Origin of the sequence: Pseudoduganella rhizocola, from assembly GCF_045984285.3 — a bacterium.
Taxonomy (GTDB): Bacteria; Pseudomonadota; Gammaproteobacteria; order Burkholderiales; family Burkholderiaceae_D; genus Rugamonas.
The window spans coordinates 241603-259697 of record NZ_JBJQIK030000001.1 but is presented as its reverse complement, the minus strand read 5'-3'; the positions used below and the strand labels follow the sequence as shown (position 1 = coordinate 259697).

The window sequence follows — 18095 nt, the reverse complement described above, 5'->3', positions numbered from 1 at the left end:
CTAATCGTATATAAAGGAGTTTCTCATTATGCAGCAAGAAATTCGCTTTGCCACCTTCAATGTCTGCAACCTCGCCCCTGCGGGCGCGAAATTGTACGACAACCTGACGCCCCTGAGCGAGGAGGAGTACGAGGCCAAGGCGAATTGGACCGCCCAGCAGATCGACGGCCTGGACGCGGACGTGATCGGCTTCCAGGAGATCTTTTCGCAGGCGGCCCTGCTCGATGTGCTGTCCCGCACCCGCAAATACCGCGAAGCGACCCACGCCGGTTTCGACCCCGATCCTTCGGCCGAACGGCTGACGCCCAACGTGGCCCTGGTATCGCGCCTGCCGCTGGCGGCCGCGCCCGAGATCTATGCCAACTTCCCGGAGGACGTACCCTGCGACTCCGGCAGCCCCGATTCCGACCGCTTCGCGCGCGCGCCCCTGCACGCGCAGGTGGTGATGCCGGGCGGGCGCGTGGTCGATGTGATCGTGGTCCATCTCAAATCGCGCCGTCCGGACTACCGCCATGGCGACAATGGCGAAGACCCGCTGGTCTACGCCATGGCCAGCCTGCGCTCGCTGGTGTGGCGCGGCACGGAAGCGGTGGCGCTGCGCGTGCTGCTGAGCAAGATGATGCGCGAGTCGCGCCGCCCCTGCATCGTGCTGGGCGATTTCAACGATACGGCCGATGCCGTGACCACCACCATCGTGCTGGGCAACGGCAATATGCAGAGCAGCGGCGAGGAGCGGCGCGGGCGCCTGTTCGACGCCAACCAGATCCAGCTGCGGCAGGACCACCTGCGCCATATCGGCTACACCAGCATCCACGAAGGGCATTATTCGACCATCGACCATGTGCTGGTGTCCGAGGAATTCAACCGCGAGTCGCCGCGCGCGATCGGCGAGGTAGTCGATGTGAGCTACTTCAACGACCACCTGCGGCAGGAGCGGCCGGAAGCTTCCGACCACGGCCAGGTGCTGGTGAGGCTGCGCCTGTTCAATTAGTGCAGCAGGCGTGACAGGCCGCTGGCCTGCACCACGCTGTCCGCATAGCGGCCCTGGTACAGGTCGCAGCCGTTACGGCGCAGGAAGTCCAGCTGTTCTGCGGTTTCCACCCCTTCCGCAATCACCGTCATGTGCATGCTGCGCGCCATCGCGATGATGGTGCGGATGGCCGTGGCGTCGCCGCCGTTGCGCATGAAGGCCTGGGCGATTTTCAGCTTGTCGATGGGGTAGTCCTTGAGCTGGCCGAGGCGCGAGTAGCCGGTGCCGAAATCGTCGATGGAAAGGCGGATGCCGAGCTCGCGCAGGCTGGCCAGGATATCGGTGACGGCGGCGCCGCCCTTCATGATCAGGGCTTCCGTCAGTTCCAGTTCGAGGTAGTGCGGCGGCAGGCCCGCTTCGGCCAGCGCCTGGCGGATGGTCTGCGCCAGGTCCTTCTGCATGAACTGCGCGAGCGACAGGTTGACGGCCACCACCAGCGGATGGCCCGCGTCGTGCCAGATGCGCGCCTGGCGGCAGGCATGCTGCAGCACCCAGCTGCCGATCGGCAGCATCAGGCCCGCCTCCTCCGCCACGCCGATGAAGCGCTCCGGCAGCAGCAGGCCCAGCTCCGGATGGCGCCAGCGTATCAGCGCCTCCACGCCCACCAGCGCGCCGCTGCGGATATCGAGTTCGGGCTGGAACACCAGTTCGAACTGCTGCTCGTCCAGCGCGCGCCGCAGGCCGTTCTCGAAGCTGGTGCGCTCCACGGTGCGCTCGTTCATCTCGGCGCTGAAGAACTGGAAGTTATTGCGGCCGCTTTCCTTGGCATGGTACATGGCGATATCCGCGTTCTTCACCAGTGTGTCGATATCGTCGCCGTCGCTGGGATAGATGGCCACGCCGATCGAGGTCGATACATGCAGCTGGTGTTCGCCCAGCTGGTAGGGCTGGGTGATGGCATTGCGCACCGTCTCCGCCACATGCGCGGCGTGGCCGATGCCGCCGATATCGGCCAGGATGATGACGAATTCGTCGCCGCCCTGCCGGCTTACGGTGTCCACCTTGCGCACGCATTTCAGCAGCCGCGCCGCCACCTCCTTCAGCAGCAGGTCGCCCACCTGGTGGCCCAGCGTGTCGTTGGTATGCTTGAAGCCGTCCAGGTCGAGGAAGAGGATGGCCAGCATGCTGTTATTGCGGCGCGCGGCGGTCAGCGCGAGGCTCAGGCGGTCCAGCAGCAGCACGCGGTTGGGCAGGTCGGTGAGGAAGTCATGCTCGGCCAGGTGGCGCGTGTGTTCCTCCGAACGCTTGCGCTCCGTGATGTCGGACAGGATGCCCATGTAGTTGCTGATCTCGTCGTGCGTGTCGCGGATGGCCGTCATCGCCAGCCAGGCGGGGAACAGCTCGCCGGATTTGCGGCAGGCCCAGATCTCTCCCTGCCAGTGGTCGGTGGCATCGATCTGGGCCCAGATTTCGCGGTAGAAGGATTCATCTTCCACGCCCGAACGGTAGACGCTCAGCGCCTGGCCTATCATCTCGTCGCTATGGTAGCCGGTGATCTCGGTGTAGGCACGGTTGATGGCGATGATGTGGCGGTGCCGGTCGCTGAGCAGGATGGCGTCGCGGCTGTTCTCGAAGACCTGGGCGGCCAGGTAGAGCGTGCGTTCGGCGTTCTTGCGCGCCGAAATATCGCGCACCACCACATAGAACAGGTGTTCATGGTTCAGGGTGATGGCCGTCATCAGCACTTCGCCCCAGAACAGGTTGCCGCCGCAATCGAGATAGCGCCAGTCGTAGCGGCAGTTACCCTGTTCATGGGCCTGCTGCTCCAGCTGGGCCGAGGCGGCGGCGGACAAGCCCCCGCCGGGCTGCTGCAGCGGCGAAAAGTCGCTCAGGCTGCGGCCCTGGACGTCGGCCTTGCTGCGGCACTTGAACATGCGCAGCGCGGCCGGGTTGGCCTCCTCGATCAGGCCGTTGCGCAGCAAGAGGATGGCGTCGCCCGAGCGGCGGAACATCTGGTGGAAATTGGTGCCGGCCGCCAGCAGCGCGCCTTCTTCCCGCTTGCGCGAGGTAATGTCCACGTCCATGCAGAAGATCTGGTGGATGCGGCCGTCCTGCACAATGGGAATCTTGGTCGAATAGAGCCACAGTTCGCGGCCGCTGGCGGTGCGCACCAGCCAGTCGCCGGAAGGACCGTTGTGGCCGCTCTGCCACACCTGCTCGACCATGGCGTCGTGCTCGTGCTGGCGGGCGCCGCGCGACAGCAGTTCGCGCAGTGGCTTGCCGATCACGTCCTGCGGCGGCAGGCCGCACAGCTCGGCACAGGCGGCATTGCAGAATCGCACAATGCCGTCGCGGTCAAAACTGCAGACGGCAACCAGTGGCGTGGCCTCCATGGCCGCGACGATGCGGCCGATCAGCTCCAGCGCCGAATGCGCGGACGAAGCTTGCTGGGCGGGCAATTGGTTCAGGAGGCTCATTCCGCATTTTTGCCGCACCCCGTGCCGCTACGATTGCGCGCGCTCAAACCTCGCGCTCCCCAGCAATATTTCCTGGAAATTGGGGACAGACCCGGATTAAATTAATCCGGGTCTGTCCCCAATTTCATTGCCGGGTCGGACTCGGCGTTGTCGAAACCGGCCTCGTCAGCCTGCTGCTCGCCTTCCGGCCGGTGCCTGGCCTCCAGCTTGCGTTTGGCCTTCTCTTCGGCCTTGCGTTTCTTTTCCAGCTCGCGCTGGCGCTTTTCATACTGGAAGTTCGTTTTTGCCATAATCCAGCCCCCTTTCACTCCATTGTGCCAGAGCTGCCAGCATGGCAGAGTTTTCAGCCGCGCGGATGATGTGCCGCATGCAAGTGCTTGAGGCGTTCGCGGGCCACGTGCGTATAGATCTGCGTGGTGGAGATATCGGAATGCCCGAGCAATAACTGCACCACGCGCAGGTCCGCGCCGTGGTTCAGCAGGTGGGTGGCAAAGGCATGGCGCAGCGTGTGCGGCGACAGCGGCGCGGTAATGCCTGCCTTCGCCGCGCATTTCTTAACGATGACCCAGAACATCTGGCGCGTCATCGGCCCGCCGCGCCCGGTCACGAACAGCGCATCATCCTGCTGCCCGTTCAGGATGGCGCCGCGCGCCTCCTTCACATAGCGTTCGATCCATTGCCGCGCCTGGGCGCCGAAGGGCACCAGCCGCGTCTTCGCGCCTTTGCCGGTAATGCGCAGCACGCCGTCGTTGAGACTCAGCTCCAGCGTCTTCAGCGCCACCAGCTCGGACACGCGCAGGCCGCTGGCATACATCAGCTCCAGCATGGTGCGGTCGCGCACGCCGAGCGGTTCACGCAGCTCGGGCGCCGCCAGCAGGGCTTCCACCTGGGCTTCGCTCAGCGTATGCACGAAACGCTGCGGCTGTTTGGCCGAAGCCAGCTTCAGGCAGGGATCTTCGCTGATCTGGCGCTGGCGCAAGGCCAGCTGGTAGAAGCGCTTGAGCACCGACAGGCGGCGGTTGGAGGAGCTGGCCTTGGTGTCCACATGCCGCGCCGCGAAATAAGCATTGATATCGGCCGTGCCCACCGCCAGCAGGCCGTCCACCTGCGGCCGCATGGCCTCCAGCCATTTGGCGAACAGGCGCATGTCGCGCCGGTAGGCATCCAGCGAGTTCTTCGACAGGCCGTCTTCCAGCCACAGGCTGTCGCAGAACTCGTCGATCAGAGCAAGGTTGTCTGCTGCCATGCGTATTCGCGGTGGCCTTCATGCGCCAGCAGCCAGCGCTTGACGCCGAGGGTGAAGCCGGTCTGGTTGTCGTCGCCGGCAAAGCCGCCCAGGCCCTGCGTGCCGGTCACGCGGTGGCAGGGAATCACGAGCGGGAAGTAGTTGGCGCCGCAGGCCTGCCCCACCGCACGGGCCACGGAGCCGACATGCTTCGCCAGCTCGCCGTAGGTGCGCACCTGGCCGCGCGGGATGCTGCAGATGGCGTCCCATACCTTGCGCTGGTACTCGCTGCCGACCCGCGCCAGCGGCAGGTCGAACACGAAGTCGGCATCTTCGATATAGCGCTGCACCTGCTGCGCGGCACGCTCGGCCAGCGCATCGGCGGGCGCCTTTTCGCCGTGGCCGGGGGACAGATAGTGCAGTTCGGCGATCACGCCGCCGGCGCTGCGGATGCCTACCGCGCCGAAAGGGGCCGGCACGATGGCGGAATAAATCTCATAATTCTGTTGTATTTGCGACACGGTTGCACTCCATACAGCTGTCGCAGCGATGCTACACCAGCGGCCCGGATCGGGCAAAAAAAAACGCACCCTCTGGTGCGTTTTAAGTATTACCTGGCGCGGCCCCGGTTGTTTGGTCCCGTCGCGGCGGCTTGTGGCTGCCAGTCAACGGTGATGCCAACAACATCATTGAGCTGCGGGTCTCCTCGATTTATCCGCGGTATTTGCTACCGTTTTATATTTGCACTCCCCACTAATTTGCATGTCCTTTGCTACTTTGGTGCATATCTTTATTTCTTGCACCAACTAAGAGCGTGTCGAATCATAACTGATCCATTTCCGAATTTCTCCTGTTTTTTTACAGGAACATGACAATTTAGTTTAGAAGTAAAACAACGCGCGCAAACGGGCAAATTTGTGGTAACTACTTCGAGCTTTCCTTGTTGATGGCGTTGATCAGCTCGGCGCCGATGCGGCCCTCCATCTGTTTATGCACCGGCAGCAGCGCCTTGCGCCATGCCGCCTGCTCCTGGGCGCTCAGGGTATAGAACTGGGTTTTGCCGGCTTTGCGCATGGCATCCATGGCAAGATCGTTATCGCGCTGGGAGATGGTTTTCTCGAAGGTGGTGGCTTCGCGCATGGCGCCCACCAGCGCCGTGCGGATATCGGACGGCAAGCCATCCCAGAACTTCTTGTTCACAATGACGGCATATCCCAGGTAGCCGTGGTTCGATACCGTGGCATGCTTCTGCACCTCGTGCATCTTCTGGGTGTACATATTCGATGGCGGATTCTCGGTGCCGTCCACCACCCCGGTCTGCAGCGCCTGGTAGACCTCGGAGAAGGCCAGCACCTGCGGGTTGGCGCCCAGCGCGCGCATCTGGGCGTCCAGCACCTTGGAGGACTGGATGCGCATCTTCTGGCCCTTGAAGTCGGCCGGCAGGCGCAGCGGCTTGTTGGCCGACATGATCTTGAAGCCGTTGTCCCAGTAGGCCAGGCCGGTGATGCCCTTCGACTCCAGCTTCTTCAGCAGGCTCTTGCCGATCGGGCCTTCGGTCACGTTGTACAGCGCGGTCTTGTTGGGAAAGATATAAGGCAGGTCGAAGACTTCGAATTCCTTCACGCCCAGCGGGCCGAACTTGGCCAGCGACGGGGCCAGCATCTGCACCGCACCCAGCTGCAGGGCTTCCAGTTCTTCCTTGTCCTTGTACAGCTGGCTGTTCGGATAGACCTCGACCTTCACGCGGCCGTTGGTGGCGCGCTCGGCCAGCTGCCTGAAACGTTCGGCGGCCTGCCCCTTCGGCGTATCCGGCGCGACCACATGGCTGAACTTGATGACGATGGGGGCTTGCGCAAATGCGTTGGAAGTAATGCAGGCAGCCGCGGCGAGCGCGGCCAGTACGGCCTTCAGCTTCATGAATGTGTCCCCGATTTGATTAGATTATTATGCTCAGGATACCATTTTGAACATGCGCATTTTTCCGGACAACTGTGGAAAACCACAATATCTCCCGCCGGCAAAATCGCTACCCTCAGCCGATGACCCAGAAGCTCCTGCTCGCCCGCCCACGCATTCCAGCCCCCTTGCGCTGGCTGATGCCTATCGTGCTGGTGCTGTTCTTCCTGGCCATCCTGATCTGGCTGCCCTGGCAGGCGCGCCAGATGGAAAGCAGCGAACGGCAGGAGCAGCTGATCGCCGACACGCTGTGGGTGGAACAGACCATCCGCTTCCAGATGTCGCGCCACGAGGAAGCGGTGCACAGCCTGGCCAACGAGATCCTGGCCGGAAAGTTGAGCGACGCCCGCCTGCATACGCTGATGGACGGCATGCTGAAAAACGGCCAGGAGCTGAAGCGCCTGATGTGGGTGACGCCGCAAGGCAAGGTGGCCGCATCCACCGACAGCGCGCAGCCGGTGCTGGCGGGCCTGTCCAGCGAGTCGCTGAACGCCGCCGACCTGGCCATCCGCAGCCACAAGCCGGTGTACAGCCAGCCCGACGACGACGCCCTGAATCCGGCCGGCACGCCGGGCGCCATCACGATGGACTATCACTACCCCATGTACCGCGGACCCGACTACGTGGGCAGCCTGGTGGCGACTTTCCAGCTGAGCAGCATCCTGGAAGAGATGGTGCCCTGGTGGTTCGCGCAGGACAACCAGATCACGCTGCTGGACCGCGACGACAAGGTGCTGGCGCGCCGCACCGCCGCCGGCCCCGGCCACGGGGTATATACGCACAAGCGCGCGCTGGACCTGCCGGGCGCCACCATCACCCTGATGACGGACAGCGTGAAGAGCGAACCGAAACTGCTGCCCAACCTGCTGGTCGGCTCGGTGATTGCGCTGTCGCTCGGGCTCTTATGGAGCCTGCTCGCGCTGTGGGGCCACATCTCGCGCCGGCTCGCCGCCGAGAATGCGCTGCGCCAGCAGATGGCCTTCCGCACGGCGATGGAGAATTCCCTGATTACCGGCCTGCGTGCGCGCGACCTCGAAGGCCGCATCACCTATGTGAATCCGGCCTTCTGCCAGATGGTGGGCTATTCCGAAGAACAGCTGGTAGGCCATTCCCCGCCCATGCCCTACTGGGCGCCGGAGGTGATGACCGAGTACCAGCACCGGCTCGCCAATGTGCTGCAGGGGACGGTGACGCCGCAGTTCGAAACCATTTTCCAGCGCCCGGACGGCACCCGCATTCCGGTGCTGGTGTTCGAAGCGCCGCTGGTAGACAACGAAGGCCGCCACACCGGCTGGATGGGCTCCATCCTCGACATCACCGACCGCAAGCGCATCGAGGAACTGAACCGCGAGCACCAGGAAAAGCTGCAGACCAGCGCCCGCCTGGCAACGATGGGCGAGATCGCCTCGATGCTGGCGCATGAACTGAACCAGCCGCTCGCGGCCATCTCCAGCTATACGACAGGCGCACTGAATGTGCTGAACCGCGCGGGCAGCAATGATCAGGCGGTGGACTGCGGCATGCTGAAGCCCGCGCTGGAGCAGGCGGGCGCACAGGCGCGGCGCGCGGGCCAGATCATCCGCAGCGTGCACGAATTCGTGAAGAAGCGCGAATCCGAGCGGCAGGATGTGTCGGTCGAGTCCATGCTGGACAGCATACGCGCGCTGATCGACCTGCAGGCGCGCCAGCACATGGTGGCGGTGCAGGCCAGCATTCCGGCCACGCTGCCGCTGGTGCGCGCGGACCGCACGATGATTGAGCAGGTGCTGCTGAACCTCACGCGCAACGCCATCGAAGCGATGGCCAATGTGTCGCAGGAGCGGCGCGTGCTGCGCATCGAAGCGGCGCTGGATGCAGAAAGCGGACAGGTGGCCGTTGCCGTCATCGACCGCGGCCACGGCATTCCGGCCGACGTGGCGGAACGCCTGTTCTCGCCCTTCTTCTCGACCAAGGCCGAAGGCATGGGCATGGGCCTGAACATCTGCCGCACGGCGATCGAGTTCCACGGCGGCACACTGACGCACCGCGATAATCCACAAGGCGGTACCATATTCACATTTACGCTGCCCGCATCGGACGGCAAGGCTTGAGGACGGAGAAAAAATGCTGCATATCGTGGATGATGAGGAAGTGGTGCGCGACTCGCTTTCGTGGCTGGCTTCCTCACGCGCCATCGCGGCGACGAGCTATGACTGCGGCGCCAAGTTCCTGCAGTATGTGGAGGCGGGCAAGTTCGATCCGGACGGCGACTGCGTGCTGCTGGACGTGCGCATGCCGGAGATGAACGGCGTGGCCGTGTTCGACCAGCTGGCCGCGCGCGGCCTGGCGCAGCGCCTGCCGGTGATTTTCCTCACCGGCCACGGCGACGTGCCGATGGCGGTGGATACGCTGAAGCGCGGCGCCTTCGATTTCTTCGAGAAGCCGTTCAACGACAACGACCTGATGGACCGGGTGCAGGAAGGCCTGGCCGCCTCCAGGCACGCTTCCGCATCGGCCGCCGTGCACGCGCGGCTGGCCACGCTGTCCACGCGTGAGCGCGAAGTGCTGGACTTGATTTTGGCGGGCAAGATGAACAAGGTGGTGGCCGATGAACTGGGCATCAGCATGCGCACCGTCGAGGTCCACCGCGCCCACATCTTCGACAAGATGCAGGTCAAGACCGCGGTCGAACTGGCGGGCCTGCTCAAATAGGCGTTCCGCCTGCTTGATACACCTCAGGCCAGCTCCTAATATGAGTTGATCCCCCTGCGCGGCCAGCTACGCTGGTCCGCATGCTCATCTGGGATGAAACCAAGCGCAGACGAAATATTGCCTTGCATGGCATCGATTTTGCCAGCTTGGGTGACATCTTTTCGCAGCCGACCGATGCTGAGGTAGATGATGGCCCGCACTCTGAACTCCGCTACCGGACCTATTTCCTGCATCAAGGCAGAGTCGCCGCGCTCATCTGGATAGAACGAGGGCGCCATGCCCGGGCGATATCCTGCTGGTATGTCAACAGGGCCCGCGCCCGAAAATTCATCGAAGAGAATTTTCACTGATGAACAGCTCAAAGCGATGGTCGCCGCCGCACCTGAACGGGAAACTTACGATTTCTGGCTGATGCCTTACGATCCCAATGACGAAGATGAGGTGGCGTTATACTTGAGCCGTGCCGCCCATGGCCTGCGGGGCGACCCACGCCTCCAGAGGAATTCTCGAATGCCAGAAAAAACCGTTGCCGACAAACTGTTTGTGCAGAAGGCGAAAACGATCGCCGTGATCAACGATGGGCCGGCCAATGCGGCGCTGGTGGCCGAGCTGCCGGCGGAGAAGCTGGTGAAGAAAGGTATGGCGGACCTGGTCATCTATTTCGCCAACAGCCAGATGGAACTGCAGAAGCAGCTGCCGAAGGTGAAGGAGCGGCTGGAGCCAAAAGGCGCGCTGTGGGTGGCTTATGTGAAGGGCACTTCAAAACTGCACACCGGCCTGCACCGCGACACCATCCGCGAATATGGCGAATCCATCGGCCTCACCAGCGTGGCCATGATCGCCATCGACGAGGACTGGTCGGCGCTCCGCCTCAAAATTACATAAGCACTTATGCAAATCTGTGTTAGCATGGGTCCATGAAACCCGGACTCGGAACACAGCTGCGCCACCTGATCGACCTGCTGGACGGCGCCGTCGGCGACGCCTACGACGCGGCAGGCCTCGATTACCGCCCGCGCTATACGCCCGTGATGCGCGCCCTCGCCTCCGGCAAGGCCCTCACCATCAGCCAGATCGCCGAACAATCCCACATCACCCAGCCTGCCGCCACCCAGACCGTGAACCTGATGCTGAAGGCCGATCTGGTGCAGACCGAAACCAGCGCGCTGGATGCACGGCAGAAGCTGGTGCGGCTCAGCGATCACGGCAAGGAAATGCTGCCCAGGCTGAAGCGCTGCTGGGCCGCTACCAAGGCCGCGGCGGATTCGCTGGACGCCGACATGAGCCACCCCCTGTCCGAAGCGCTGGCGGAAGCCATCGCGGCGCTCGAACAGCGCCCCTTCGGCGAACGGATCCGGGCCGCAGCAAAGAACAAGGAGGACACATGAGCACCGTTACTGCTGGTATCCAGCGCGCGCCGCTGGGCAAGCGCCTGCTGGCGAATCCCGTCGTGCGCATCCTGCTGGCCGTGGCAGCCTCTATCGGCACCATGGCGCTGCTGCTGATGCTGTCCGAGATCGTGCCCAGGCCGATGCGCGTAGCGTGGCCGACGCTGCTGGCTGCCGCGGGCTGCATGGCAGGCTACCACTTCTATGTGCGCAAGGTGGAGAAACGCGCGCCTGCCGAGGCATCCGGCCCCGGCGTATTGCGCGAACTGGGTGCGGGCTTCGGCATCGGCGCCGCGCTGGCGATCGGCGTGGCGGGCGTGCTGCTGCTGTGCGGCGCCCTGCAGGTGCAGGGCGTGGGCGACTGGCGCGCCATCTTCAAGCCCCTGCCCGAGCAGGTCATGGTGGCGACCTTCGAGGAACTGGTGTTCCGCGCCATCCTGTTCCGCATCGTCGAACAGCGCTGGGGCCTGCGCATTGCCGTGGTATCGAATGTGCTGCTGTTCGCCCTCGCCCACCTGCCGAACGAACATATCAGCGTGGTGGCGATCCTGGCCACGGCGGCTGCAGGCGCGGGCCTGCTCGGCGTCTACCTGCTCACGCGCCGCGTATGGATCGCGATGGGCATGCACTTCGCCTGGAACTACCTGTTCGACGCCTTGATGTCGGTGCCGGTATCCGGCCATGCGGCGCGCGGCTGGATCCAGGTGGCGCCGGCCGGGCCGGAATGGCTGAGCGGCGGCGCTTACGGCGTGGAGGGTTCGGTCGTCACGCTGCTGGCGTGGAGCGCTGCGGCCTTAGTACTATTCCGTGTGGCAGGCCAGCGCCCAGGCAACGTGCTCGCGCACTAAGTCCGATGGATGATCGCGGCGCGACTGCAGCGCCGCCATAATGGCCGCATCGCCGCGCGCGCCCATGCCTGCAGCATTGCCAAGGCCGACCGCGATATTGCGCAGCCACCGTTCGTGGCCGATGCGGCGGATCGGGCTGCCCTCCATGCGGCGGTTGAACTCCTCCTCATCCCACGTGAACAGCTCGATCATGCCTGCCGTGGCAAGGCCATGGCGCTCGTCGAAATCCGGCAGGGAGGCGCGCTGCGCGAACTTGTTCCAGGGGCAGGCGGTCTGGCAGTCGTCGCAGCCGTACACACGGTTGCCGATCAGCGGCCGCAGTTCTTCGGGAATCGCGCCCTTGAGCTCAATCGTCAGGTAGGAGATGCAGCGCCGCGCATCCAGCCTGCCGGGGCCGAGGATGGCCTGCGTCGGGCAGACATCGATGCACGCCGAGCACTGGCCGCAATGCGCGTCCGTCGCCTCATCCACAGGCAGCGGCAGGTCCACCAGGATTTCGCCCATGAAGAACATCGATCCGGCGCCGCGGTTGATCAGCAGCGTGTGCTTGCCGCGCCAGCCCAGGCCGGACTTCTCCGCCAGCGGCAGCTCCATCACCGGCGCCGAGTCGGTGAACACGCGGTAGCCGAATTCACCGGCCGCCGCGCGCACACGGTCCGCCAGCTGCTGCAGGCGGGCGCGCAGCACCTTGTGGTAGTCGCGGCCCCGCGCATACACCGAGATCACGGCGGCAGAGGGATCGGCCAGCCGCGCGCGCTCGCGTTCGCGCCAGTCCTCGTCCAGCGACTGGGGCAAATAATTCATGCGCGCGGTGATCACGCGCACCGTGCCGGGCACCAGCTCCGCAGGCCGGGCGCGCTTCATGCCGTGGCTTGCCATATAATCCATCTCGCCGTGCATGCCCGCGTCGAGCCAGGCCTGCAAGCCCGCTTCGGCGGCTGACAGGTCGATATCCGCGATACGCACTTCCGCGAAGCCGAGTTCCTTCCCCCATGCCTTGATGGCATCGGCGAGTTCGGCGAGCTGGGAGGGAGTCAGGGACATCGGGCACGGCATCAACAGGATTCAGGCAGCCATTTTATTCGATGCAGCACTTTACAGCCCACCTTCCGGACGAACACGCGACCAGCGCACTGGGCGCCGCCATGGCGCGTGCACTCGCGCCCGGCCTCACCATCTACCTGCACGGCGACCTTGGCGCCGGCAAAACCGCCCTGACCCGCGCGCTGATCCAGTCGGCCGGCCACAAGGGCAATGTCAAAAGCCCAACCTATACGCTGTCCGAGCCGTACAAGGTGGAGCTGGATGGCCAGCCCGTCAACATCATTCACTACGACCTTTACCGCATGAGCAGCCCGGAGGAATTCCTCGACGCGGGCTTCCGCGAGGACTTCAACGGCCGCAATGTCTGCATCGTGGAATGGCCGGAAAAGGGCGAACCGGTGCTGCCGGATGCCGATATCGACATTTTCCTGACGATTTCAGGGGCCGGACGTGATGTAGAATTGCGTGCGTCCTCCGCTATAGGTCAGTTATGCCTGCAACGCCTCCAATTCCAGCCGACACCCTGAGCGCCGACACGCGCGCCCGCCGCCGCCGCACCGTGCTGAAGGCGGGCGGCACCCTGCTGCTGTCCGTCTTCGCTTCCCTGCCCGCGCGCGCCGCACAGATCCTGGCCGTGCGCGTATGGCCGGCCGAAGACTACACCCGCGTGACGCTGGAAAACGACTCGGACCTGAAGGCCACCCACTTCATCGTGAAAGACCCGGAGCGGCTGGTGGTCGATATCGAAGGCCTGGAGCTGAACCCCACGCTGAAAACGCTGGTGGCCAAGATCCAGTCCAACGACCCTTATATCCAGCAGGTGCGCGTGGGCCAGAACCGGCCCAATGTGGTGCGCCTGGTATTCGACCTGAAGGCCGAGATCAAGCCGCAGGTGTTCACGCTGCCGCCGGTAGGCGTGTACAAGCACCGCCTGATCTTCGACCTGTATCCGACGCAGGAAATCGACCCGATTGCCGCCATGATCGAAAAAGGCGAATGGGCCAAGGACGGCACGCCGGTGGGCCAGGAAGCCGCGCCCAGGCCTGCGCTGCCCCTGCCGGACAACAAGATCGCCGCACCGGACCTGCCGCCTTCGCAAACCCTGCCGCGCCCGGATATTGCCGCCGTGCCGGAACCGAAGAAGGCGGAGAAGCCGGAGCCCGCGGAACCGAAACGCCCTGGCCAGAAGCTCACGCGCATGCTGACCATCGCGCTCGACCCCGGCCATGGCGGGGAAGATCCGGGCGCCATCGGTGCGAAAGGCAGCCGCGAAAAAGATATCGTGCTGGCCATCGCCAAGCGCCTCAAGTTCAAGATCGAAGAGCATCCGAACATGCGCGTGATGCTGACGCGCGACGGCGACTTCTTCGTGCCCCTGCCGCAGCGCGTGGAGAAGGCGCGCAAGGTGGATGCCGACCTGTTCGTGTCGATCCATGCGGATGCCTTCGTGCAGCCGAGCGCACGCGGCGCCTCGGTGTTCGTGCTGTCGGAAAAAGGCGCCAGCTCCTCGGCCGCGCGCTGGCTGGCCAACAAGGAAAACACGGCCGACCTGATCGGCGGCGCCAATACCAAAGCCGCCGACAAGCACCTGGCCAGCGTGCTGTTCGATCTTTCCACCACCGCGCAGATCAACGACAGCATGAAGGTCGGCAAGGCCGTGCTGACGGAAATCGGCGGCATCGCCAAGCTGCACAAGGGCTCCGTCGAGCAGGCGGGCTTCGTGGTGCTGAAAGCGCCGGACATCCCGTCCATCCTGGTGGAAACCGCCTTCATCTCCAACCCGGAAGAAGAGGCGCGCCTGCTGGACAATGGCTACCAGGACCAGATTGCCGAAGCCATCGTCAAGGGCATCCGCCGCTACTTCGCCAAGAATCCGCCGCTGGCCAAGAACCGCCTGACTTGAACAAGGATACAGCATGAACCAGATGGTCACAGTGGGCAGCCTGCCCGCCGTCCGCATTACTTCGGCCGATGGCGCCGAAGCCACCATTACCCTGTATGGCGCCCACCTCACTTCGTGGAAGAGCGCCGGCGGCAAGGAACGCCTGTTCATGAGCAGCCAGTCGCCGCTCGATGGCAGCGCCGCGATCCGCGGCGGCGTGCCGGTGATCTTCCCCCAATTCTCCACGCGCGGCACCGGCCAGCGCCATGGCGTGGCCCGCCTGTCGCACTGGACGCTGGTGGACAGCGGCCGCGAGAACGGCAATGCCTGGGCCGAATTCGCGCTGGGCGATGCCGATGTGCCGCCGGCGCTGGCGGCAGGCTGGCCGCACGCCTTCGCGCTGCGCCTGCGCTTCACGCTGCGCGGCAATGCCATCGAGATGCGCTTCAATGTGCGCAACACCGGCAAGGAAGACTGGGATTTCGCCTGCGCCCTGCACACCTATTATGCAGTGCCCTCCTTCACGCGCACGGCGCTGGAAGGCCTGGACTCGGGCCGCATCGACTTCGGCCCGAAACTGGACAATATCTATGCCGCCCCGCCAGCGCTCACGCTGGATACCGGCGACGGCAAACTGGACCTGCAGCAGCAGGGCTTTACGGAATTCGTGGTGTGGAACCCTGGCGCGGAAGCGGCAGCGGCACTGACGGATATGGCAGACCACGAATGGCAGCACTTCGTCTGCATCGAGCCTGCCCGGGTGGACAAGAAGCCGCTGGCGGCCGGCGCCGAATGGACCGGCCTTCACACCATTACTGCGACTCTTTGATCATGCGGCCGGCCGCGGCCTGCACCGGGCGCGCGTTCAGCGGATAGAGGCGGCTGAACAGCGCCAACTGGGCCGGCGAGGCCTGCACGGTTTCCTTCATCACCAGATACAGCACGCCTTCGGTGCAAGGCGGTTCGCTGAGCGAGCCCATATAGGTGTAGTAGTCGCGCCGTTCCGGCAGCAGGTCGTTCGGATCGAGCACGATGGAAGGCGTGAAGGTATCGCGCTTCTCCAGCGGCAGGTTGTTCCAGATGGTCTGCACCGCAGGCTGCGGGCGGCCGCGTTCCAGCATCAGCGCCAGCACGGCGATCTTGCCTTCCACGTCCTTGTGCACCAGGTGGATGCCCATTTCGTAGCTGCGGCCGTTTACCCGCTCTTCCGCCGGGCGGTGGAAGTGCACGTTCTGCAGCTCGAACATGCGGCCCGCTACCGACAGGTAGTTGCCGGCCCCCATCTGCACCTGCACCGTGTGGCCGTTGTCGGTCACGCTGAAGGCCGAAGGACGGTAGTCGAAGGCGATCTGCTCCAGCTCCACCTTGATGCCGTCGCGGATATCGATGGGCGACTGGCGCGTGCCGGCATTGCACTTGCCCCAGTCGGAATTGATCTTGCTCCAGTTGGCCGGGCCGAACTCGCCCTCATAGGTCCAGTAGGTGCCGTTCGCGCGCGGCGGCGGCGTGGTGGCAGCCACCAGTTTGGCCTTGGCTTCGCGCGCTTCGCGTTCTTTCTTTGCCTTGGCTGCGGCGGCAATGCGGGCCGCCTGGTTGGCGCGCATCTCGGCCAGGCGCTCGGCAATCTTGGCGGACAGTTCAGCCTCCGCCTGCTCTTCCTGCTGTTTGGGTGTGAGCTTGCGGACCGGCTTTTTGATGACGGGGAGCGTGGCGGTGCTGCCCGCCGGAGCGGAAGCAGCCGATTCACTGGCCGCGCTGGCGCCCTTGGCCGCGGAGGCCGGGGCATCTTTAGCGCTCGCGGTCCCGGCAAGGAGACAGCAGGCAGAGAAGACAAGCAGCGTACGCATGGTAAATCCGGAGTGAAGAAGCTATTACTCCGGTTAACGGTTGCGCTGCGGGAAAACTTGAGGGGTCCCGTTCGGGACCCTGTGGTCAGCGTCCCAGCATTTTGCGGCCGAATTTCCAGGCCGCGCCCAGCAGCACCGGCACCACGGCCACACCCACGCCGAACAGCACGATGGCGGTCAGGTGATCGCGCACCACGGGGATATTGCCGAAGAAGTAACCGGCCACGGTCAGCGACACCACCCACAGCAGGGCGCCCGTGACGTTATAGAACTGGAAGCGCACCAGCGTCATGTCGGACACGCCGGCCACAAAGGGCGCGAAGGTGCGCACCACCGGTACGAAGCGGGCCAGGATAATGGTTTTGCCGCCGTGCTTCTCGAAGAAGTTATGGGTTTTATGCAGCGCGTCCTTGTTGATCCAGCGGTAGTCGTGCGTGAACATGCGCTGGCCTATGGCCTCGCCTATCCAGTAATTGGTGGTGTTGCCGAGAATGGCCGCTGTTACCAGAAGGAAAATAAGAAGACCTAGATGCAACTCGCCGGTTGCACAGAACGCGCCCGCAATGAAGAGCAAGGTATCGCCGGGGAAGAAGAACAGCACCACAAGGCCGGTTTCGGCGAAGATGATAAAGAACAATACCGCGTAGATCAGGGTGCCATACTGCGCAATCAGCTGTCCGAGCGCCTTGTCGACGTGGACCAGCATGTCCAGCAATTGAACGAAATCCATAAAAATCCCAAAAGGTAGCGGCGGGAATCATACACCAGCGGGGCGGCCTTCGCCCGGTTTCCAAAACCCCCACGTTCCAGTTTACAATCCTTTGAGCCCACAGAGGAGATTCCCGGATGCAAATTTTGAAAGCCCTGCCCGCTGCGCTGGTCCTGAGCACCCTGGCCCATGCCGCTGAACTGCCCCCGAAGCCGAGCGTCAGCGACGTCATCAAGGCCTCCAGGCCGGCCGAGTGGCGCGCCCTCGATCCGGACAACACCCTCTATATGGAAGTGCCGGGCGGCCGCATCGTGATCGAACTGTCGCCGGTTTTTGCTCCGCTGCATGTGGCGAATATCAAAACCATGGTGCGCGAGAACTATTTCGACGGCCTGGCCATCCTGCGCTCGCAGGACAATTTCGTGGCCCAGTGGGGCGACCCGAACGAGGAGAACCCGAAACCGCTGAAATCGGCCAAGGAAAAGCTGCCCGGCGAATTCAGCATCCCCCTGAAAAATGACAGGCAGTTCACCCGCCTGCCGGACAAGGACGGCTACGCGCCGCAAATTGGCCACTCGAACGGCTTCCCCTCCGCGCGCGACCCGAAATCGGGCCAGGCCTGGCTGACCCACTGCTACGGCATGGTGGGCGTGGGCCGCAGCAATGAATCCGACAGCGGCAATGGCGGCGCCCTGTATGCCGTCACCGGCAATGCGCCGCGCCAGCTGGACCGCAATATCACCTTGGTCGGCCGCGTGGTCGAAGGCATGCCGCTGCTCTCCACCCTGCCGCGCGGTCCGGCGCCGATGGGCTTCTACGACAAGCCAGAGAAGATGGTGACGATCAAGTCCATCCGCCTGGCGGCGGACGTGCCGGAAGCGGAACGCAGCAAGCTGGAAGTGATGCGCACCGATTCGGCCAGCTTCAAGGCCGTGGCCGAGGCGCAGCGCAACCGCGGCGGCCCCTGGACCAAGATCGCCGCCGGCCATGTGGATCTTTGCAACGTCACCATCCCGGTGCGGGAGCAAGGCAAGTAAGCCAAGTTATAATGCTGCCCC

The 18095-nt window shown here is 64.1% G+C and carries 19 protein-coding genes; 11 read left to right on the top strand and 8 right to left on the bottom strand.

Annotated elements, in window-relative coordinates; all coding sequences use genetic code 11:
- The first annotated feature begins 28 nt into the window (after window positions 1-28).
- Window positions 29-991 (top strand): endonuclease/exonuclease/phosphatase family protein, encoded by a 963-nt coding sequence (locus tag ACJRPG_RS01265; RefSeq protein WP_407998226.1) that lies wholly within the window; start codon window positions 29-31, stop codon window positions 989-991.
- On the opposite strand, the gene ACJRPG_RS01260 is transcribed toward ACJRPG_RS01265, so the two are convergent.
- From ACJRPG_RS01260 to ACJRPG_RS01240, 5 genes are all read right to left on the bottom strand, one after another.
- Window positions 988-3447 carry a sensor domain-containing protein gene (locus ACJRPG_RS01260; RefSeq protein ID WP_407998225.1) on the bottom strand — a complete coding sequence of 820 codons (2460 nt, stop codon included), beginning with the start codon at window positions 3445-3447 and terminating at the stop codon, window positions 988-990. The two genes, ACJRPG_RS01265 and ACJRPG_RS01260, sit on opposite strands and share 4 nt — an antisense overlap.
- 101 nt (window positions 3448-3548) lie before the next feature.
- Window positions 3549-3737 carry a hypothetical protein gene (locus ACJRPG_RS01255; protein ID WP_407998224.1) on the bottom strand — a complete coding sequence of 63 codons (189 nt, stop codon included), beginning with the start codon at window positions 3735-3737 and terminating at the stop codon, window positions 3549-3551.
- Between the two features lie 53 nt (window positions 3738-3790).
- A complete protein-coding gene (xerD, locus tag ACJRPG_RS01250; RefSeq protein ID WP_407998223.1) occupies window positions 3791-4693 on the bottom strand; it encodes a site-specific tyrosine recombinase XerD in 903 nt (300 codons plus the stop codon).
- Window positions 4669-5193: a methylated-DNA--[protein]-cysteine S-methyltransferase gene (locus ACJRPG_RS01245; protein ID WP_407998222.1), complete on the bottom strand. Its 525-nt coding sequence runs from the start codon at window positions 5191-5193 to the stop codon at window positions 4669-4671. Before ACJRPG_RS01245 ends, xerD begins: the two co-directional genes overlap by 25 nt.
- 403 nt (window positions 5194-5596) lie before the next feature.
- Entirely contained in the window at window positions 5597-6589 is a 993-nt protein-coding gene (locus ACJRPG_RS01240; RefSeq protein ID WP_407998221.1) for a TRAP transporter substrate-binding protein, read from the bottom strand.
- 122 nt (window positions 6590-6711) lie between these two features.
- On the opposite strand from ACJRPG_RS01240, the gene ACJRPG_RS01235 reads away from it, so the two are divergent.
- From ACJRPG_RS01235 to ACJRPG_RS01210, 6 genes are all read left to right on the top strand, one after another.
- On the top strand, window positions 6712-8718 hold the full coding sequence (locus ACJRPG_RS01235) for a two-component system sensor histidine kinase NtrB (protein WP_407998220.1): 2007 nt from the start codon (window positions 6712-6714) through the stop codon (window positions 8716-8718).
- Between the two features lie 13 nt (window positions 8719-8731).
- Window positions 8732-9319, top strand: coding sequence for a response regulator transcription factor (locus ACJRPG_RS01230; RefSeq protein WP_407998219.1), 588 nt, complete (start codon window positions 8732-8734; stop codon window positions 9317-9319).
- An 80-nt stretch (window positions 9320-9399) separates the two neighbouring features.
- On the top strand, window positions 9400-9669 hold the full coding sequence (locus ACJRPG_RS01225) for a BrnT family toxin (protein WP_407998218.1): 270 nt from the start codon (window positions 9400-9402) through the stop codon (window positions 9667-9669).
- A 160-nt stretch (window positions 9670-9829) separates the two neighbouring features.
- The gene (locus ACJRPG_RS01220) at window positions 9830-10204 is read left to right on the top strand and encodes a DUF3052 domain-containing protein (RefSeq protein ID WP_407998217.1); all 375 of its coding nucleotides are present in this window, start codon (window positions 9830-9832) and stop codon (window positions 10202-10204) included.
- 32 nt (window positions 10205-10236) lie between these two features.
- Window positions 10237-10707 carry a MarR family winged helix-turn-helix transcriptional regulator gene (locus tag ACJRPG_RS01215; RefSeq protein WP_407998216.1) on the top strand — a complete coding sequence of 157 codons (471 nt, stop codon included), beginning with the start codon at window positions 10237-10239 and terminating at the stop codon, window positions 10705-10707.
- On the top strand, window positions 10704-11555 hold the full coding sequence (locus tag ACJRPG_RS01210; RefSeq protein ID WP_407998215.1) for a CPBP family intramembrane glutamic endopeptidase: 852 nt from the start codon (window positions 10704-10706) through the stop codon (window positions 11553-11555). The genes ACJRPG_RS01215 and ACJRPG_RS01210 overlap by 4 nt, the downstream gene beginning before the upstream one ends.
- Here ACJRPG_RS01210 and queG read toward each other — a convergent pair.
- On the bottom strand, window positions 11508-12599 hold the full coding sequence (gene queG, locus ACJRPG_RS01205) for a tRNA epoxyqueuosine(34) reductase QueG (RefSeq protein WP_407998214.1): 1092 nt from the start codon (window positions 12597-12599) through the stop codon (window positions 11508-11510). The two genes, ACJRPG_RS01210 and queG, sit on opposite strands and share 48 nt — an antisense overlap.
- Before the next feature lie 41 nt (window positions 12600-12640).
- Here queG and tsaE point away from each other — a divergent pair, with 41 nt between their 5' ends.
- Genes tsaE through ACJRPG_RS01190 form a run of 3 tightly spaced genes read left to right on the top strand, consistent with a single transcriptional unit; the run spans window position 12641 to window position 15310 of the window.
- Window positions 12641-13126: a tRNA (adenosine(37)-N6)-threonylcarbamoyltransferase complex ATPase subunit type 1 TsaE gene (gene tsaE, locus ACJRPG_RS01200; RefSeq protein WP_407998213.1), complete on the top strand. Its 486-nt coding sequence runs from the start codon at window positions 12641-12643 to the stop codon at window positions 13124-13126.
- The gene (locus ACJRPG_RS01195) at window positions 13090-14502 is read left to right on the top strand and encodes an N-acetylmuramoyl-L-alanine amidase (RefSeq protein ID WP_407998212.1); all 1413 of its coding nucleotides are present in this window, start codon (window positions 13090-13092) and stop codon (window positions 14500-14502) included. The genes tsaE and ACJRPG_RS01195 overlap by 37 nt, the downstream gene beginning before the upstream one ends.
- 13 nt (window positions 14503-14515) lie before the next feature.
- A complete protein-coding gene (locus tag ACJRPG_RS01190; RefSeq protein ID WP_407998211.1) occupies window positions 14516-15310 on the top strand; it encodes a D-hexose-6-phosphate mutarotase in 795 nt (264 codons plus the stop codon).
- On the opposite strand, the gene ACJRPG_RS01185 is transcribed toward ACJRPG_RS01190, so the two are convergent.
- Together ACJRPG_RS01185 and ACJRPG_RS01180 are read right to left on the bottom strand one after the other, a co-directional pair.
- A complete protein-coding gene (locus tag ACJRPG_RS01185; protein ID WP_407998210.1) occupies window positions 15294-16328 on the bottom strand; it encodes a carbonic anhydrase in 1035 nt (344 codons plus the stop codon). The genes ACJRPG_RS01190 and ACJRPG_RS01185 overlap by 17 nt on opposite strands.
- A gap of 85 nt (window positions 16329-16413) precedes the next feature.
- The gene (locus tag ACJRPG_RS01180; protein ID WP_407998209.1) at window positions 16414-17058 is read right to left on the bottom strand and encodes a VTT domain-containing protein; all 645 of its coding nucleotides are present in this window, start codon (window positions 17056-17058) and stop codon (window positions 16414-16416) included.
- Window positions 17059-17174: 116 nt separating this feature from the next.
- Between ACJRPG_RS01180 and ACJRPG_RS01175 the strand changes: the two genes are divergently transcribed.
- Window positions 17175-18074: a peptidylprolyl isomerase gene (locus ACJRPG_RS01175; RefSeq protein ID WP_407998208.1), complete on the top strand. Its 900-nt coding sequence runs from the start codon at window positions 17175-17177 to the stop codon at window positions 18072-18074.
- Window positions 18075-18095 lie beyond the last annotated feature (21 nt).

Coding starts and splice junctions, on each gene's coding strand:
- ACJRPG_RS01265 (WP_407998226.1), top strand. CDS start 29: ATGCAGCAAGAAATTCGCTTTGCCACCTTCAATGTCTGCAACCTCGCC.
- ACJRPG_RS01260 (WP_407998225.1), bottom strand. CDS start 3,447: ATGAGCCTCCTGAACCAATTGCCCGCCCAGCAAGCTTCGTCCGCGCAT.
- ACJRPG_RS01255 (WP_407998224.1), bottom strand. CDS start 3,737: ATGGCAAAAACGAACTTCCAGTATGAAAAGCGCCAGCGCGAGCTGGAA.
- xerD (WP_407998223.1), bottom strand. CDS start 4,693: ATGGCAGCAGACAACCTTGCTCTGATCGACGAGTTCTGCGACAGCCTG.
- ACJRPG_RS01240 (WP_407998221.1), bottom strand. CDS start 6,589: ATGAAGCTGAAGGCCGTACTGGCCGCGCTCGCCGCGGCTGCCTGCATT.
- ACJRPG_RS01235 (WP_407998220.1), top strand. CDS start 6,712: ATGACCCAGAAGCTCCTGCTCGCCCGCCCACGCATTCCAGCCCCCTTG.
- ACJRPG_RS01230 (WP_407998219.1), top strand. CDS start 8,732: ATGCTGCATATCGTGGATGATGAGGAAGTGGTGCGCGACTCGCTTTCG.
- ACJRPG_RS01225 (WP_407998218.1), top strand. CDS start 9,400: ATGCTCATCTGGGATGAAACCAAGCGCAGACGAAATATTGCCTTGCAT.
- ACJRPG_RS01220 (WP_407998217.1), top strand. CDS start 9,830: ATGCCAGAAAAAACCGTTGCCGACAAACTGTTTGTGCAGAAGGCGAAA.
- ACJRPG_RS01215 (WP_407998216.1), top strand. CDS start 10,237: ATGAAACCCGGACTCGGAACACAGCTGCGCCACCTGATCGACCTGCTG.
- ACJRPG_RS01210 (WP_407998215.1), top strand. CDS start 10,704: ATGAGCACCGTTACTGCTGGTATCCAGCGCGCGCCGCTGGGCAAGCGC.
- queG (WP_407998214.1), bottom strand. CDS start 12,599: ATGTCCCTGACTCCCTCCCAGCTCGCCGAACTCGCCGATGCCATCAAG.
- tsaE (WP_407998213.1), top strand. CDS start 12,641: ATGCAGCACTTTACAGCCCACCTTCCGGACGAACACGCGACCAGCGCA.
- ACJRPG_RS01195 (WP_407998212.1), top strand. CDS start 13,090: ATGCCTGCAACGCCTCCAATTCCAGCCGACACCCTGAGCGCCGACACG.
- ACJRPG_RS01190 (WP_407998211.1), top strand. CDS start 14,516: ATGAACCAGATGGTCACAGTGGGCAGCCTGCCCGCCGTCCGCATTACT.
- ACJRPG_RS01185 (WP_407998210.1), bottom strand. CDS start 16,328: ATGCGTACGCTGCTTGTCTTCTCTGCCTGCTGTCTCCTTGCCGGGACC.
- ACJRPG_RS01180 (WP_407998209.1), bottom strand. CDS start 17,058: ATGGATTTCGTTCAATTGCTGGACATGCTGGTCCACGTCGACAAGGCG.
- ACJRPG_RS01175 (WP_407998208.1), top strand. CDS start 17,175: ATGCAAATTTTGAAAGCCCTGCCCGCTGCGCTGGTCCTGAGCACCCTG.